Here is a 15,380-nt window from a genome sequence, read left to right as displayed (position 1 = left end):
AACGATCTCGTTGAATTCCGAGACAACCGAGGTTGCCACCCGAGTACTACTGAGGCAGCCACCTCCCTCCGGGCAGTCCCTCGATCAACGTGGCGACTGCTTGCGCAACCCGGTGATCGGTACCTGGCGTGACCGTGGACCACACCTGCTGGTCCGGGGAGACCGTCGGCGCCGCGACGATCCGCCCGCGGGCGGTGTCGTACACGGCGACCGCACCGGGCGCCCGGGTGGTCACGCCATCCTCATGGGCGCACGCCACTATCTCGGCGTAAGCGTGCGTCGCACCGAACGCGGGCCCCAGCTTGGCGGCGTCGCGATCGGTGGCACCCAAGGCATAGAAGGCGTCGGTGAGCTCGCTCGACGTCGCGGCGGCGTCGAGCCGCTCGGCGAGTTCGGCGGCGGGGACGCTGAATTGGGGGATCTCGGCGGGCGGGCACGGATCCATCGCGGCGAGCAGCGGCCGCACCAGATCGGACGCCGACCCGTCCGTCCACAGCCTGCGCACCTCGAAGTCGTCGCCGGTGCGCACCGCGAGCGCGTGCGCGTCGCCGCGGCGCACCACACAGACCCGGCGCGGGCCGTGCTCGGTGAAGATGCGGGCGACCAGTTCCTGCTCCGGGAGCGCCAGCGTGAACAGGGTGTCGGTCAGCTCAGCGTCGACCTCGCCGTGCGCGTCGATCAGGCCGTCGCCGATCAGCGTCGCCACCGCGTGCTCCTGCGCCCGCTGCCACTCCTCATACGAATCCTGTTGCGGCCCAACCGAAAGCGCCAGCGGCAGGGTCTGCACGCCGATCCGGTCGGCGACCGCGAGCAAGGCGTCGTTGGTCAGGGTCGTCACGGCGCACCGCCGGATTCGGTCCGCGTCTCGGTGGGGGCCTTGGCCACCGACTCCGTGCCGCCGAGCACGGCGGGCGCGGCCTGGATCTCGCCCTCGAGACCGATCTGGTCGCCCTCGCCCGCCAGGCTGGCGCGCGGGAACCTGGCCGAATCCTGGGACGCCCCAGCGCCGCCCATCGCGCCGGGAGCCATCGGCGCGGACTGCCCGGTCGCGTTGGCGGTGCCGACCTGGGTGGCCTTGGTCGTCGGCTCGGTGGTCGTGGTCGCCTGCGAATACACCGGCGCGCGGTAGGCGGACAGCGCCCTGGGCGGCAGGTTGGGCATCGCGATCGAGCCGATCGGCACACCGCCGAGCCCGGGCAGCGATTTCGGCGCCGCCGTCGCCGCGGCGACGGCGGCCTGCTCCGCGGCCAACGGCTGCTCCGGCGCGATCTTCGGCGGCTCCTGATGCTGCCAGGGTGTCGCCAACGGTTCCGCGGCCGTTTCGTAGCTGCGCATCACCCGCGACGCGACGGCCTTCGCCACGTCCGCTTCCGCGTCGTTGCCCGCGGCCACCGCGCGGATCGGGGCGCCGAGCATGGCGCCCATGTTCTCCAGCATGTGCTGCACCTGCTGGATCTGCTGGATGTCAGCGGTGTTCGGCATGGTCAGCTTGGCGACCTCGTACGCGGCGATCTGCGTCTGCAGGCGCGCCGCGTTCTCGGTGGCGGTCGTGGCCGCGTCCACCAGCCAGTCCCGCAGCGTGGTCACCTTGTCCATGACCTCGCCGCTGCGACCGGACTGCCATGCGCTGCGCAGCGTGGCGAGCACCTGCTCGTACTCGAGCACCGCCGCGCCGAAAACCGTGGCGAGCCGCGCCCATTCGGCGGCCGCCTCGGCCATCGGCACAGAGCCCGGCCCGGTGGTGAGGTCGCGGGCGAGCCGCTCGGGCTCCCTGGCCTCCCACACCACGCCGGTGAACCCTGGCTTCGGTGGTTCGATCATCGCTGCGCTGTGCCTTTCCATGGACCGCGCCTCAGACGGACTTGCCGCCCGCGGCGTCGAAGCCCGCGACGCTGTCACTCTCCATCTGGCTGAACTCGTTCGTGTGCATCCGCAACGTGGCCGCGAGCTTGCGCATCTCGGTCACGCTGGCCTGCGCGCTGGCCAGGTACGAGGTCGCGACCTCGTTCCCGGTCTGGGCGACCCGGCCGGAGACCTCGTCGGCGCCGGCGGGCTGAATCGTCAGCGCCTCCTCGGCCGCCTTCAGGTCGGCGGCCAGCCGGTCGGCCAGCACGTCGAGCCCGTTCGACGCCTTTCCCGCTGCGACGGCGTCGAATTGGACACTCGCGAACGCCGCACCTACCCCGTCACTACTCATGAGACCCTCCTTAGTCAGAGCGTGAGTTCTTTATCCGGCGGCGGCTCCGAATGGGTGTCCGGCGCGCCGACCACCGGCAGCGAGACCCCTTCGATCCGGCCGACCACTTCGTCGCCGTGCTGGCTGGTCACCATCTGGCCGCGCAGTGCGTCGCTGCTCGACGCGCCGTCCTTGCCGAGTCCGGCCATGCCCCCGGCGCCCGACATCGGCATCATGCCGCCACCCGCACCGGTCGCCGCGCCGGTCGACATCGCCGTCGTCCCGGCGGGACTCGACCCGAGGCCGCTGAGGCTGGTGAGCGAACCCATCGAGCCGCTCGCCACCCGGGTGCCCTGCCACGGGTTCAACGGCTGGGCCGGGGTGGCCGCGACACCGGGGCCCGGACCGGCGAAGGCGCCGCCGCCCAGGGCGCCCGCACCGCCCGCGGCCGCCGCCTCGGCCTTCGCCTTCTCCTCGTCGGAGAGTGCCGCCGTCTCATGGGTTTTCGAGTCGATGGCAGGCTTCGGCGCACTGAGCGCCGAGCTGGCCTGGGCGAGCTGACCGAGTGACTGCGCCGCGGTGCTCGCGGTGCTGATCAACGGCGTGACCATGCTCATCAACTGGCTGAGCTGCTCGGTGCCGCCCGCGCCCGCGACGCCCTTGGGCGCGTTGGTGATCGGGACCTTCGTCCCGGTGGCGGTCATCGAGGCGCTGTGGCCCAGCAGTTCGCCCTTGGTCTTGACGGTGATGCCGAGGGCCTCGGCCATCGCCTCGACCGCGGAGGCGGCCAGAAACACCTGTCCCGCAGGGGTCGCCGCGTACAGCGGCGCCAACGCGAGGGTGGTGGAGAACTTGGCGACCACCGCCGACATCAGCCCGGCGCCGGTGAAGACGCTGCCCGCGGCGTTGGTGAGGACCGCCTTCTCGGAATGGCTCTGCCCCTCCAGTTTTGCCGCGTCCTGCGTTGCCTCGCCCGCCTTCTTCGCCGCCTCCATCGCCGCCATGCCCTGCCAGACCGACATGGCCGTCTGGATCGCGGAGGTGCCGACCTGCATCACCGTCTGCATGACGGTCGAGATCTGGCTCAGCAGCTGCGTGGGGTCGGGCGCGGGGGCGGGCGCCGCGGCGTTCTGCGCGCCCTCGGCGTTCGCCGGGCGGGCGCGGGCGGCGGGGCACCCAGCTTCCCGCTGCCGAACGCGGACGCCAGATCGGTCAGCGGCCGCATCAGCGCCGTGAGATCCAACGGCGGCAGCGGGGGCAGCTCGGGCATGTGGATGACCGAGGGCATCTCCGGCAGGTTCGGCAGACCCATGTCCTGCAGGATGTGGTTCACCGGCTGGTCGAGCATCGGCGCGAGTGAACTGGCCCGCAACAGATCCAGGACGGTCGGATCGAGCGGCTCCGCCCCCGGCGGTGGGATGGCCCCGGGGATGGTCATGACTTCGAGTTGACCGATCCGATGGCCGCGCTGGAGGCGCCGTCGGTGACCTCGTAGGTGGCGGCGGCCTCGTGCGCGGTGAGCGCGGTGCCCGCGTGCACCGCGGCCAGCTCGGCCACCGAGCTGAGGTGGTTCGCCTGCGCGAAGGCGTAGGAGGCGAGGAACTCCTGGCCGATCAGGCCGAAAACCGGCACGACGGTGGCGATGGTCGCGGCCTGGTCCACCGCGCCTGCCGAGGCGACGCCCGCGGCCATCGCGGCGGAGGCGGAACCGTAGGCCCGAACCGCATCGGGAACAACTTCAATGTGATTCATGACTGTCATCCAATCCCGAAACACCCCAAGATGTTTCGTCAAACCTTACCTATCGGAGCTACTGCGCGCTGATCACGACGTCATTTCTCGATCACTACCCCGCACTTTCCTGGTTATAGGCGGTGACGAGGTCCGCGCGCTCGGCGAATGCCCGGTGGGCGGCGGCCCGCGCGGTGTCGACCAGGGTCTGCTCGAAGTCGGCCGGCGAAAGCTTGGCTATCGCGCCGCCGAGGCGCAGGTCGACCAGCGCGCCGTTGCCGTCCACCGACGCGGTGACCGCCCCGTCCTCCGATGTCTCGGTCGCCAGGATCGCGGCGGTCGCGTCGTTGAGGTCACGCAGCCGGTACATCTGTTGCTGCACCCGGGCGATCAACTCGTCCATCGTGTCGACCATGACTTACCTCCCGAATTCTCGTCCTGGTCAGACTGATCGAAGCCAGCTCTGTGGTTCGGTCTCGTACTCCTGCTCGTCGATGATCTCTTGCCTGGCGACCTCCTCCTCGGTCGGCAAGCCCGTCATCGCCAACATCTCCGAGGTGAAGCCCGCCTCGCGCAGCTGCGCCCGCCGGGCCAGTCCCGCCCGGTTCGCCGACTGCTTGCACAGGCGCAGGATCTCGGCCGCCAACGTCGCGGGGTCGCGGCGCAACTGATCCTGATCCACCTTGATGCCCAGCGGCAGTCCCTGCTCGGTCGTGCGCACCGCGATCGATCCGGTCAGCGAGGTCGCGACGAATTCCGTCGGAAACTCCCGCGCGGCATCGTCATTGGATGTCGTCACACCCGCCCCCCTTCCGGACATGGGATCAATAACAGCTTCTCACGCATGTCAACTCCTTATGCGCGATCGTCTTTGATCGCCCGGACCACTTCGGCGATCTGGGTGTTGATCAACGCGCCCAGCCGCCTGGTGTCCGCGGCGACCACCGTCGTCGGCTGGCCCGGCACCACAACGTATCTCCCGTCATCGACCAGATCGCACCATCGCAGATACATATTGGTAATGCCTCGGGGTCCGAATCGTGAATAACCCTGCTGCACCGTGATGGTGCCGTCCAGGTCGACGGTCGCATTGTTGAACTCGGCGCTGCGGCGATCTACACCGTCGTCGAAATCCTGAATCCTGGAGCGCCCGTACGAGTAATCGAATTCTTCCTCGGCGCGCGGCTGGACGAGCACGAAATCGGACTGCCGCCCGGCCTCGGCCTTCGGCAGGGCGGCGGCCACGGTATCGCCGAGAGACAGCACCTCGTGTTCGCTGATCGTGAAACCTCCAGCGTGCCAAAAGGTTCGGCCCGGTTTCTGAGTGATCAGATACGCGTAGTCACCTTTGCGCGTGGCGAGCATCCGGACGATTTTCTTCGGGTTGAGTGGATCCTGGCCGTCCAGCCCGCGAATGATCAACCGAATGTCCGGCATCGCGACCGCCGCGAGGATCTCGGTCACCTCGGCGCCCCAGCGCGACAGTACGTCCCCCCACGCCTGGCGCATCGCTTCGCGAGCGTCGTCGTAGTACTTCGTCTCGCTGGTGTAGACGAACGGCTCCGGGACAAGGTCGGCCTGCGTCGCGTCCCAGGCCGCGGCGAATTCCAGATCGGTGAAGTCCCAGGTGCGATTCATTGCTCCACAATGGGTTTGACCACGACCGGTGCTTCACCGATCGCTTCTTCCAGGTGCTCGGTGGAGTCGAGGTAGTCGGCTCGCTTGTGCTCCTTCTGCTGACCGGCGGCGCCGGGTCCGGGCCCGGGGCCCATACCCATGCCGGAATTGGCTGCCAGGCCCGCGCGCGCGCCGGTCGCGGTGCCCGTCGTGGTGGCCTCGGCGCGCGGGAACAGCTTGGCCGCCTTGTCCAAATTCTGGCCGACGCTCGTGCCCTTCGGCACACCGCCGGGGCCCGGGCCCGCGCCCTTGGACGCGGCGGTGCCCAAGGCCTTCTTGGCCTGCTCCTCCAGATCCTTCAGGCTCGGGATGTTCGGCAGGCCGGCCAGACCGGCCTGCTGCGCGGCTTGCTGTGCCGCGCTGGCCAATTGCTGCCCCATCTGCTGGGCGGCCTGCGCGAGCTGCTGGCCGATCTGCTGCGCCTGCTGCGCCACCTGCTGGGCGGCCTGCTGACTCGCTTGCTGCGCGGCTCGCTGCTGCTCCTGCTGTTGCTGTAGCTTGGCGCGTTGTTCCTGGTCCGCACGCGCCTTCGCCATCTGGTCCTCCAGGGCCTTGCGCTGCGCCTCGGCCTGCTTGCGCTGCTGCTCGGCCTGCGCCTGGAGCTGGCGCTGTTGATCCTGGAGTTGCTTCTGCGATCCGGGTCCGGGGGCCCGGGAGGTCCGGGCGGTCCCGGAGGGCCGGGAGGCCCCGGTGTTTGCTGCGTTACCGGTGGAATCGGATCGGGCAGCAGCGCGATCTTCTGGTCGGAGTGTTCGACGCCGGGCACATATGCGCCGTTCATCGCGCGGATGTAACCCTGACGACGAACCTCGTGCGAGCGGGTGTCGTAGGCCGGCTGTGTCTCGTTGGGCAGCGGGTTGATGACTTTCGCGTTCTCGTTCATCAAACCGACGTAGGTGGTGTACAGCCACTCCGAGACGTATTCCAGGTTGTCGCCGATCAGGTTCATATTCGTCATCAACGCATCGGCGCTGTCGCCATAAGCGCTCATCGCCTTGCGCGCCTTACCCGCGGCGCCGTCGTCACCGGCGCTGCCCGGGCTGGTCCATTTCGACGCCGACGAGGACATCTTGTTCGACAGAATGGTGAACGTCGACTTCAGCTCACCGGACAGGTAACGCCAATCGGACGCCGCCTGCGCGGCGACGATCGGTTTACCGTCCATGGACGTGATGATCTTCTGATATTGCTCGTAGCTGAAGCTGCTCGGATCGTCGGCACGCGTTCCTCGTCCGGCGAACTGGTTTTCTTTCCCGTTCGCCAGGCTCGGCGGCAGGCCGAAATTCTCTTCCGGTTTGCGCTGGCCCGCTTCGTTCCAATCGGGCTGCGCCGTCTTCGGTTTGCCGCTGGGCGTGAGACGGTCGTTCTGTTCGCTCAAGCCCGCCGGGCCGGGGCGCGGACCGAGGGTGTCGTACAGGCCCGGTTTCTTGTGATCCTTGATCCACTGCTCGAGTTTGCCGAAATCGGCTTTGCCGCCCTCGTCGGCGCCCTTGTACGCCTTGGCCGCGGCGACGAAAGTATCGTTGAGGTCGTCGAGAATCCTGATGTGGTCGTCCAGGATCTCACCGAGTGTGGTGCCCCGCTCGGAGAAGCGTTTGGCGAGTGTCTCCGCCGAGGTCAATATCGGATCGGCGAACGATGGCAGATTGTCGATCCGGTTGATTTCCCGCCGCACCGTCGACACGCGAACGCGGGCACCGTTCGCCGCGTTCACCAAGTCCTCGAGGGCCCCCGGTTGTAGCTCCAGCGCACCGTCCTTCGCCAGCTTGGCGATACCGGCCAACGGGGATGGTGGTTTGTCACCTGACACAGGTCACCCTCCTGACTAACTCGACATCCCGAAGAGGGCGGCGCCACGACTGGAAACTCCTGCGTGGACTCGGGGTGCTCGACTCGGTGAGGGGCATGACCGGCAGAACCGATCGATACCCCCGCGACTGCCCACTCATCCGCTACTGGCCCTCCTCGTAGCTGCGACGCTGCTGACGTTGTGTGCGCGCGTCGGCATCGCAGCCGGCTCCTACAGCGTGCCAATTCTATGGGTACTAGCGTCGCCCTCGCATGTACAGACCCGAATCTTGGTGGCACGCTTACCCGCAACACGCCGTGACCAGGATCTTTACCGCTCACGCCACCCGGCGGCACGGTCGCGCGGAGGTCTAGAAATAGCGGAGGTATGCGGCGCGGAAGGACTCGTCGCGCAGGTCGAAGGCCGGCGGGGTGTAGTCGTTCGCTCGGACGTGCTCGACGAATTCGTCAGGGAGCGCGAAGGGCCGGGCGGTGAGGTACTCGAGGGAGTCGGTGCGCCAGATCCACTCGCCGTCGGAGTGCAGGGAGGAGCCGCCGGGGATCCAGCCCTCGCCGGTGACCATGTTGGGGACGGCCTCCATGACGTCGAAGACCTCGGGTGCTTTGCGCAGGTACTCGAGGATCCGCTCGCGGTCGTCGAGGTGCTGGTCGGTGCGCGCCTCGTGGATCGAGGGAAGATCGTCGTGCCCCCGCTTGTACATCTCTCGATATATGCCAACGGGTTTCAAGTCCGGCATGTCAACCTTCCGGGTCAGCGGACGACCGATTTCCTCTCACCCTAATGGCTGAGAAAAGGGCCGAGTTCGATCACTCCTGCTCGAAAGCCCGATTGATCGCGGCCTCTCGGGCGGCCGCGTTGGAGCCGTCGAGTTGGCCGGCGAAGGCGACGTGCGCGGCGGCGATCAGTTCCTCGGGGATATTCGGATAGGCGTCGGCGATCTCCCAAAGTGCGTCGACGGTGCGCAGATCGAGGCCGTTGTCCGAGGAGACGCCGCCCCCGCTGCGGACCGCGGCCAGCGCGGTGGCGAAGCTCTGCCACAGTTCATCTTCGGTCGGATAGTCCAAGAGCATGATTCCTCCTCACCTCGCGTTCATTATGGTCACGGCCGTCCGGTCATCTGAATACACCGGCACTTTGGCGGGGATCCGCCAGCACGTCGCGGACCAGCAGGCCCAGGTCGCTCCCCGCACCCTTGAGCGGATAGGGGAAATCGACGATGGGCTCGCCGTCGACGTGCACCTGGAATCGAGCGTGCTGCGGGCCGAGATGCTGCCAGCCGACGCCGACCGCAGGGGCCTCGAGGTCGAACTCGTTGGGGCCGAGCCGCAGCGTGAGTCGCCCCTCCTTGCGGTAGAACACGGCGAGGACCTCGCCGAAGTAACCGAGCACGCCACCCACCGGGGCAGTGGCCGAGGTAATCGCGCGCAGTGAGCCGGTCTCCGGATCGAACGTCGCGAGGCGGCCGCCCTCGAGCGGCTGGATGACGATTTCGCTACTGGGCGCGGTGTTCTCGCCGTTCCAGCGTCGGCGCTCCTGGCCGCGCGCCCCGGCGCCGCCGGACGATCCCGCCATCGGCGGCACCATCGGTGGCGGCGGCATCGACGGCGGGCCGGCGGCGGAGCCGTTGACCGGTGACGGGGACAGCAGGCCGTTCTGCGGTGGGTGCGGGAGTTGTCCCGGGTAGGCGGGGCGGCCGGCTTGCCCCGGGTAGGGCGGTAGCTGCGAGGGGTCGGGCGGTTGCGTCGGTGTGGGTGGTTGCGTCGGGCCCGGTGGGGTCGTCGGCGGTGTGGTGGGCGGGAACGTCGGCGGCGTCGTCGGAGGTGTCGTCGGCGGCGTCGTCGGAGGTGTCGTCGGCGGCGTAGTCGGGGGCGTCGTCGGCGGCGTCGTCGGAGGTGTCGTCGGCGGCGTCGTCGGAGGTGTCGTCGGCGGCGTAGTCGGAGGTGTCGTCGGCGGCGTCGTCGGGGGCGTCGTCGGCGGCGTAGTCGGAGGCGTCGTCGGGGGTGTCGTCGGGGGTGTCGTGGGTGGCGTCGGCCGGGTGGTCGGCGTCCTCGGCGGCGTCGACGGGTGCGGCATGACCGGACGGCCGGTGGGCGTCGGATGGTGCGGCGGCGTCGACGGGTGCGGGGTCGTCGGTGGGTGCGGCGGACGCGGCGGTACCGGCGGCCGCGGCGGCTCCCGGTGCTCCGGAAGGTCCGGCATGGGCGCGGTCGGCGGCAGCGGAGGCAGCACCGGCGGCGGGAACTCGAGCTCGAATTCGTGTGGCGGATGCGGGATGTGCGAGCGGAGCACCGGCGGATTCACGTCGGGATCACGGCGGCGGTCGGGGTCCGCGCCGTCGGAATCGTCGTCGTCGGACCGGTCCCGATCCGAGTCGCCGCGATCCCGATCCCTGACCGAACCCGAATCACCGGACGTCTCATCCTCATCGGAACGATCACGATCCGCGTCACCGTCATCGTCGCCGCGCTCACGACGACGGCCCGAAGCCGAATCACCCGACGGCTCATCGTCATCGGAGCCGTCCGTGGCGCGATCACGATCCGCGTCACCGTCCTCGGTTACGCGCGGCCTGCTGGACTCGGCGTCACCGGACTTGTCCTCATCCGAATCACCTTCGGGGCGACCACGATCGGTATCACCGTCAGCGTCTCCGAGTTCACGGTGCCGACCCGAGCTCGCATCACGCGACCGCCCATCATCAGAACCGTCCGTAGCGCGATCAGGATCCGAGTCGCCGTCCTCCGTTACGCGCGGCCTCTTGGTCTCGGCGTCACCGGACTTGTCCTCATCCCAATCTCCCTCGGAGCGGTCACGATTCGCGTCGCCGCGATCACGAGGCTGACCTGGGTCTTCCGCATCGCCCGACGGCTTGATCTCACCTTCGGAGCGGTCGGTATCCCCTGCGGTTTCACGACTCCGATGCGGCGTAGACCCAGCCTCGGCGGAGGATTGGGCATCGGTGTCGCCGTCACGTTCGGGCCGCACCGAGGCGTCGGCCGACTGCTCGGGATCGGCACCATCGCGCTCACGAGGTGTCGCCGAGCCCGAATCATGCGACTGCTCACCATGTTCGGAGTCTGCGCCGTCCGGGTGCGGACGCACCGACGACGAACTATCAAGCGGCTCTTGCCTGTTCGAGCTCTCCTCGCTCGAGCGAGCCCGATCCCCTGTGCCGGTCTCGAGCGGTGTCAGCTCTTCGGCGCGGGTCTCGGCATGGGCGAGTTCCTCTTCGATACGCGCGACCTCGGCCTCGGCGAGCAGGTAGTCCTTGGCCGCCCGCTCCAGCTCGGCGACCCGGTCCAAGCGGGCCTGCTGCTCGGTGACGTCCAGCGTCCGCGCCCGCAAATCCTCTGCGCGCTCCTCGATTTCGCGCTCGGATCGAAGCTCGTGCGGCTCGATCGTCATCGACAGACTCGCGGCGGCCGCGGCGCGCGCGGCCTCGGCACGATCGAGTCGATCCTGGGCCTGCGCCACGTCCAGTTCGAGCCGCTCGCGCAGCTCCGCCACGTCTCGCCGGTCGGCCTCCAGCCGCGCATCGGCCTCGTGGTGCGCGTCGCGATCACCCTGCGGGGTCTGCCCGTCGGAGCCGGGGAGTTCGCCCTGTCCAGCGCGCATCGCGGCGCGCGCCCGGTCGAGCTCGATGTCGTGGCGCGCGATGTCCTCTTCGCGGCGCTGGACCTCCGCGGCGGCGTCCTCGAAGTCGCGGAAGGCCTGCGCGAGATCGTCCACCCGGCGCGCGCCGTCCGCGTCCGACTGATCCGCTCGCAGCTGCGCCAGTCGCGCGTCGAGCGGCTGCGAGGAGTCGAACAGCCAGGCCGGATCGATCCCGAGACTCTGTTCCAGCGCGAGCAACGCGTCGGTCCGCGCGTCCAAAACGGCTCGTGCCTCGGACAGTGCGAGCTGGTAGCGGTCGCGCGGCAGGAACGGCGCTGGCTCCGGCAGCGGCGCGGGCGCGTACGGAATGTCTTTGCGCCAGCCGGTCAGCGGCGGACGGTCCGCGTCCCAGTGGAAGCCGAGGCCGACCGCGTGCACGTTCGCGTCGTGCCAGGTCTTCTTCCGGTTCTCGGGGTCGCGCAGGAACTCCGACTCGGCGAGCGCGTCGTAGAGCAGAACGATGTCCTGCTTCAACGGCTTGCCCTCGACGAGCCGGTTGATCGCCTCGGCGACGTCGGCGAGCTGATCCATCCGCCTGCGCACCACCCTGCCGGTGGGGTCGGCGTAGTCGGAGACCGGGTGCTCGTCCGTCATCAGGTGATCGAGCACCTGCTGGATCTGCTCCCTGGTGAACCGCGGCGGCGGAACGGCGCCCTCGGCGGTCGCGTCGTGCCACATGTGCGGCGCGATCTGCTCGGCCAGTCGGTTGAGCTGCTCGTCGGTGATGCGACCGTTGTTCTGGCTCTCCAGCAACAGGTTTCGCAGGTCGGCGATGGTGTCGCGGACCGCGACTCGGTCATTGGTGTCGAACAGCCCGAGCATGCGCTCGGTCAGGTCATCGATCTGCCGGTCGACGCGGTTCAGTTGCTCGGCGACGTCGGGCCTCGTCGGGTCGATGCCGCGGTGGGCGTCGACCAACTCCTTGCGCACGAGGTCGACGACCTTGCGCGCGGCGGCCGCCTGCTGATCCTCGCCGTAGTGCCGCAGTTGCTCGGCGATCTTGTCGGCCAGCCGGTCGTCGGCGCGGAACTTCTCGTATTCCGCGTCGGCCCAATCCTGTACGCGCTGCCAATCGGCGATCTCCCGATCGAAGACCCGCTGCAACCACTCCGGGATCTCCACGTGCTCGTAGAGGCGCGTATGTTCGCCGGCCTCCCAGTCGCGGAACATCGGCTGGATATTGGTCTCCGGCGGCTTGTGCCAGTCGAAGCCGGACCACACCGTCCCGAAGGGCGGCAGTTTCTGCAACCATGGCCGCGCCTTGATCCAGTCCCCGATCCCCGGGTGCCGCTGAATCCACTGCTTGACCATCGGGAGATCGATCGCCGCGAGCAGCGTGCGGATATCCCGTTGAATCGCATAGAAATCCGAGCCGACGTGCACATTGACGATCGCCTCGTCCGGAATGCCGTCCTGGAAGTACTTCACCGGCACGTTCATCGGGTTCATCGGCAGCATGTTCTTCGCGATATGCCCCGGCGGGATATCGGTGAACGGCGTCGCCAAGTCGTTGATGTAGTCGGCGAGGCCGGCCCACCAATCCGGGTCACCCGGGTCGTAGCTGGTCAGGTCGGCGCCGCCGCGCAGCCTGCCGTCGTCGCCGACATTGACCGTCCAGTCGGGCCTGCTCGGATTGACCGTATGCCAGTTGCCCTCGCCGTCGCGCCAGCGGACCATCAGCATGCCGGGGTCGCCCTTGACCCAGCCCGTCGCGGTGCGCTCCAGCGGCGGACCGGGGTGGACCACCGACTCCCGGCCGGGCGCCGTGTGCCGGTACTCGATCTGCGGTTGCCGCAGCATCGCCTGCGCGACAGCGCCATTCGTGCGGATCGCGTGTTCGAGCGCGGCGTCGTGCAGGGCGTGCGCGCGCGCCGACTCCGGCTGCTGACCGAAGACCACGATCCGGGGACGCTCGCCGTCGATGATGCCGACCCGGTCGGTCACCATCCGCCCGCCCTCGGCGCCGATGGCGTCGCGCCACTCGACGATCTCCCGCCATCGCTCGGTGACCTGGGTCATCTGATCGCTGAGCCGGGTCATCGCGTTGTCGGCCCTGATCACGTCGGCCGCGGCCTTCCCGAGCTCCTCGAGCATGGCCGGGCGATGGGGGTCGGTGCCGTCGTCGATGCTCAGTTCGTGCCGGATGGTCTCGGCCAGTCGCTCCGGTTCCGGGCCGAGATCCGACAGCGAGACATCGAGGCGCTCGGCCAGGTCTTCCATGACCGTGCGCCGCGGCCTGCTGTCCTGGAAGATGGCCGCGCGTTGACGGGCCAGTCGATCCAGTGCGGCGACGACGTCGTCGGCGAGCGGTCGGTCCCGGTCCACGTTCTCGCTGTGCAGTTCGTCGAGGCGGCTGTCGATCCGCTCGACCGCCTGATCGAGCCGGTTGAACTCCTCCACCGCCTGAACCAGCCTGCGGATGGTCTGGTCGCGCAGCTCCCGCTCGGGCCCGGCCACCTGTTCGTGCACGACCCTGGCGGGGTTGTCGAGGGTGGCCGGCATCCGCACCGTCCTGGTGCGCGCCTGCTCGTGCAGTTCCAGGATCCGGCGGTCGAACGCGTCGCCGGTCAGGTCCCGGACGTCGAGGCGCTCGGCGAGTTGATCCCTTGTCGCACGGGCGGTTTCGCGCTGGCGGGCGCGTTCGCCGCGCTCCTCCAGCAGGCGGTCGTACTCGGCCTCGCGCGACTCGCGCGGGCCGGACTCGGCGTCGAGCCCGGCGAGCTCGGCCGCCAACCGCGCGAGCGTCGCCTCGGCCTCCGGCACGCGATTGGACAGGCGCTCCAGTTCTTTCACGCGGAGCACATCGTGCGGCTGCCGCTCCTGGCCGTCTACGCGATGATTCAGCTCCCGTACCGTCTCGGCGAGATCGTCGCCCGGACGCAATGCCGCCCAATTGTTGGCGGGGTCGACACCGAGAAACTCCGCGAGCTCGTTGCGCCTGCGGACGGCGAGTTCCAGTGCTTGTATGGCGAGGTTGCGCGCCTCGGTCAGTGCGGCGCGGTGGCGGGCGGTTTCCGCCGCTTGTGCGGCGGGGTCGAGTTGTGGTGTGCCCGCGGGATGGGGGTGCCGTCGGGACGGGGTGTGCCGTTGGTGTGGGCGGGGTCGCCGGGTTGCGGTGTGTGCTCGGGGCGCGAGGTGCCGCTCGGTTCCGGAGTGCCCTCGGAGCGCGGAGTGCCGCTCGGTTCCGGAGTGCCCTCGGAGCGCGAAGTGCCGCTCGGTTCCGGAGTGCCCTCGGAGCGCGAAGTGCCGCTCGGTTCCGGAGTGCCCTCGGGACGCGGAGTGCCGCTCGGTTCCGGAGTGCCGTCAGGGCGCGAAGTCCCGCTCGGTTCCGGGATGCCTTCGGGACGTGAAGTGCCGCCTGGTTCCGGTGCGCCTTCAGGGCGTGAAGTGCGACCAGCCTGCGGTGTGTCCTCGGAGCGCGAGGCACCGCTCGGTTCCGGCGCACCCTCCGGACGCGGACTGCCGCCAGGCTGCGGTGTGCCCTCGGGACGCGGAGTGCCGCCCGGCTCCGGCGTCCCCTCGGGACGCGAGGCGCCGTCAGATTGCGGCTTGCGTTCGGGATGTGGTGCAGCACCGGAGTTTTCGGGCGCGCCGGGGTCTCGCGGACCGCCGGGTCGTTGCGGGCCCGCGTCGCCCGGCGTCGAGGCGTCCGCCGGGGGCGGATCGTCATCCGGCCGCGCGTTCTGCTCGATCTTGTCCAATCGATCGATGACGGACTGGTACCAGTCGGGGTGTTCGGCGAACGCCGGCTCCAACTCCTCGATCCGGCGGCGGACCTCGGCGACCTCGGCGGAGGTCAGCTCATGCTGACGCCACTGCGGCGTGCCGTCGGGGCCCGGCTCCAGGAAGGTGTGGGCGAACCCGCTGCTGGTTTCGGCGTCCGGGCGCCTTCCGCCGCCGAACGCGAGGCTGTGGTCGATACCGCTGATGAGTCCGTCGGGGGTGACCAGCCAGTTCGTCATGCCGCGGTCCGGCATGCGGATCAGTACGTCCAACAGGCCGAGGCGAATACCGCCCGGCGTGACGGTCAACCCGGTCTGCTGTGGGCTCCACGCGCCGGGGTGCAGCGCGCTGGCCCAGTCGCCCGGCATGAGCTGCATGTAGATGACGTTGTCGCTGGCCCGCACGATATGCGGGACATTCGCGCCGACGGCGCGGCCGACCAGCGCCGCGAGCACCTCCGCGTCCGCGTGCCGAACATTGCTGAGCGTCTTGCGAATCAGCTGCGTGCCGTCGTCGAGGGTGATCAGCTCCACCCGCTCGGCCATCAGCATCGCGCCCTCGCTGAGCACCTCGACCCGAAGTTCCTCACCGGACGTCGGCGCCGCCTCG

14 protein-coding genes and 1 pseudogene are annotated in these 15,380 nt (G+C 69.2%); all 15 read right to left on the bottom strand.

The window, feature by feature from the left end; genetic code table 11:
• Nucleotides 1–46 precede the first annotated feature (46 nt).
• Nucleotides 47–838, bottom strand: coding sequence for an ESX secretion-associated protein EspG (locus ON39_RS05070; RefSeq protein WP_040731531.1), 792 nt, complete (start codon nt 836–838; stop codon nt 47–49).
• Nucleotides 835–1,821, bottom strand: coding sequence for a PPE domain-containing protein (locus tag ON39_RS05065; protein WP_040731557.1), 987 nt, complete (start codon nt 1,819–1,821; stop codon nt 835–837). Before ON39_RS05065 ends, ON39_RS05070 begins: the two co-directional genes overlap by 4 nt.
• 31 nt (nt 1,822–1,852) lie before the next feature.
• Nucleotides 1,853–2,197 carry a PE domain-containing protein gene (locus ON39_RS05060; RefSeq protein WP_040731529.1) on the bottom strand — a complete coding sequence of 115 codons (345 nt, stop codon included), beginning with the start codon at nt 2,195–2,197 and terminating at the stop codon, nt 1,853–1,855.
• Between the two features lie 14 nt (nt 2,198–2,211).
• Nucleotides 2,212–3,243 (bottom strand): hypothetical protein, encoded by a 1,032-nt coding sequence (locus ON39_RS05055; protein WP_040731526.1) that lies wholly within the window; start codon nt 3,241–3,243, stop codon nt 2,212–2,214.
• Nucleotides 3,244–3,260: 17 nt separating this feature from the next.
• A complete protein-coding gene (locus ON39_RS05050) occupies nt 3,261–3,614 on the bottom strand; it encodes a hypothetical protein (protein ID WP_040731524.1) in 354 nt (117 codons plus the stop codon).
• Nucleotides 3,611–3,928, bottom strand: coding sequence for a type VII secretion target (locus ON39_RS05045; RefSeq protein ID WP_040731523.1), 318 nt, complete (start codon nt 3,926–3,928; stop codon nt 3,611–3,613). The genes ON39_RS05050 and ON39_RS05045 overlap by 4 nt, the downstream gene beginning before the upstream one ends.
• Before the next feature lie 94 nt (nt 3,929–4,022).
• The gene (locus ON39_RS05040; protein ID WP_040731521.1) at nt 4,023–4,322 is read right to left on the bottom strand and encodes a YbaB/EbfC family nucleoid-associated protein; all 300 of its coding nucleotides are present in this window, start codon (nt 4,320–4,322) and stop codon (nt 4,023–4,025) included.
• 27 nt (nt 4,323–4,349) lie between these two features.
• On the bottom strand, nt 4,350–4,706 hold the full coding sequence (locus tag ON39_RS05035; RefSeq protein ID WP_040731518.1) for a hypothetical protein: 357 nt from the start codon (nt 4,704–4,706) through the stop codon (nt 4,350–4,352).
• 56 nt (nt 4,707–4,762) lie between these two features.
• The gene (locus ON39_RS05030; protein ID WP_040731516.1) at nt 4,763–5,545 is read right to left on the bottom strand and encodes an ESX secretion-associated protein EspG; all 783 of its coding nucleotides are present in this window, start codon (nt 5,543–5,545) and stop codon (nt 4,763–4,765) included.
• On the bottom strand, nt 5,542–5,964 hold the full coding sequence (locus tag ON39_RS05025) for a hypothetical protein (protein ID WP_040731515.1): 423 nt from the start codon (nt 5,962–5,964) through the stop codon (nt 5,542–5,544). Before ON39_RS05025 ends, ON39_RS05030 begins: the two co-directional genes overlap by 4 nt.
• Nucleotides 5,883–7,394, bottom strand: coding sequence for a hypothetical protein (locus ON39_RS05020; RefSeq protein ID WP_157195407.1), 1,512 nt, complete (start codon nt 7,392–7,394; stop codon nt 5,883–5,885). Before ON39_RS05020 ends, ON39_RS05025 begins: the two co-directional genes overlap by 82 nt.
• A 349-nt stretch (nt 7,395–7,743) precedes the next feature.
• Nucleotides 7,744–8,094, bottom strand: a complete 351-nt coding sequence (locus ON39_RS05015) for a hypothetical protein (protein ID WP_255219230.1) — start codon at nt 8,092–8,094, stop codon at nt 7,744–7,746.
• Between the two features lie 106 nt (nt 8,095–8,200).
• Nucleotides 8,201–8,464 carry a hypothetical protein gene (locus tag ON39_RS05010; protein ID WP_040731512.1) on the bottom strand — a complete coding sequence of 88 codons (264 nt, stop codon included), beginning with the start codon at nt 8,462–8,464 and terminating at the stop codon, nt 8,201–8,203.
• A gap of 43 nt (nt 8,465–8,507) precedes the next feature.
• Nucleotides 8,508–13,931, bottom strand: coding sequence for a hypothetical protein (locus ON39_RS51135; protein ID WP_051186314.1), 5,424 nt, complete (start codon nt 13,929–13,931; stop codon nt 8,508–8,510).
• Between the two features lie 104 nt (nt 13,932–14,035).
• A pseudogene (locus tag ON39_RS05000) lies at nt 14,036–15,380 on the bottom strand (hypothetical protein); the annotation flags it as partial.

Origin of the sequence: Nocardia tenerifensis NBRC 101015 (genome assembly GCF_000308715.1) — a bacterium.
GTDB lineage: Bacteria > Actinomycetota > Actinomycetes > Mycobacteriales > Mycobacteriaceae > Nocardia > Nocardia tenerifensis.
The sequence above is the reverse complement of the archived record's forward strand: the minus strand, read 5'-3'. Positions and strand labels throughout refer to the sequence as shown.

Coding starts and splice junctions, on each gene's coding strand:
- ON39_RS05055 (WP_040731526.1), bottom strand. CDS start 3,243: ATGCAGACGGTGATGCAGGTCGGCACCTCCGCGATCCAGACGGCCATG.
- ON39_RS05040 (WP_040731521.1), bottom strand. CDS start 4,322: ATGGTCGACACGATGGACGAGTTGATCGCCCGGGTGCAGCAACAGATG.
- ON39_RS05050 (WP_040731524.1), bottom strand. CDS start 3,614: ATGACCATCCCCGGGGCCATCCCACCGCCGGGGGCGGAGCCGCTCGAT.
- ON39_RS05045 (WP_040731523.1), bottom strand. CDS start 3,928: ATGAATCACATTGAAGTTGTTCCCGATGCGGTTCGGGCCTACGGTTCC.
- ON39_RS05015 (WP_255219230.1), bottom strand. CDS start 8,094: ATGTACAAGCGGGGGCACGACGATCTTCCCTCGATCCACGAGGCGCGC.
- ON39_RS05060 (WP_040731529.1), bottom strand. CDS start 2,197: ATGAGTAGTGACGGGGTAGGTGCGGCGTTCGCGAGTGTCCAATTCGAC.
- ON39_RS05065 (WP_040731557.1), bottom strand. CDS start 1,821: ATGATCGAACCACCGAAGCCAGGGTTCACCGGCGTGGTGTGGGAGGCC.
- ON39_RS05025 (WP_040731515.1), bottom strand. CDS start 5,964: ATGGGGCAGCAATTGGCCAGCGCGGCACAGCAAGCCGCGCAGCAGGCC.
- ON39_RS05010 (WP_040731512.1), bottom strand. CDS start 8,464: ATGCTCTTGGACTATCCGACCGAAGATGAACTGTGGCAGAGCTTCGCC.
- ON39_RS05030 (WP_040731516.1), bottom strand. CDS start 5,545: ATGAATCGCACCTGGGACTTCACCGATCTGGAATTCGCCGCGGCCTGG.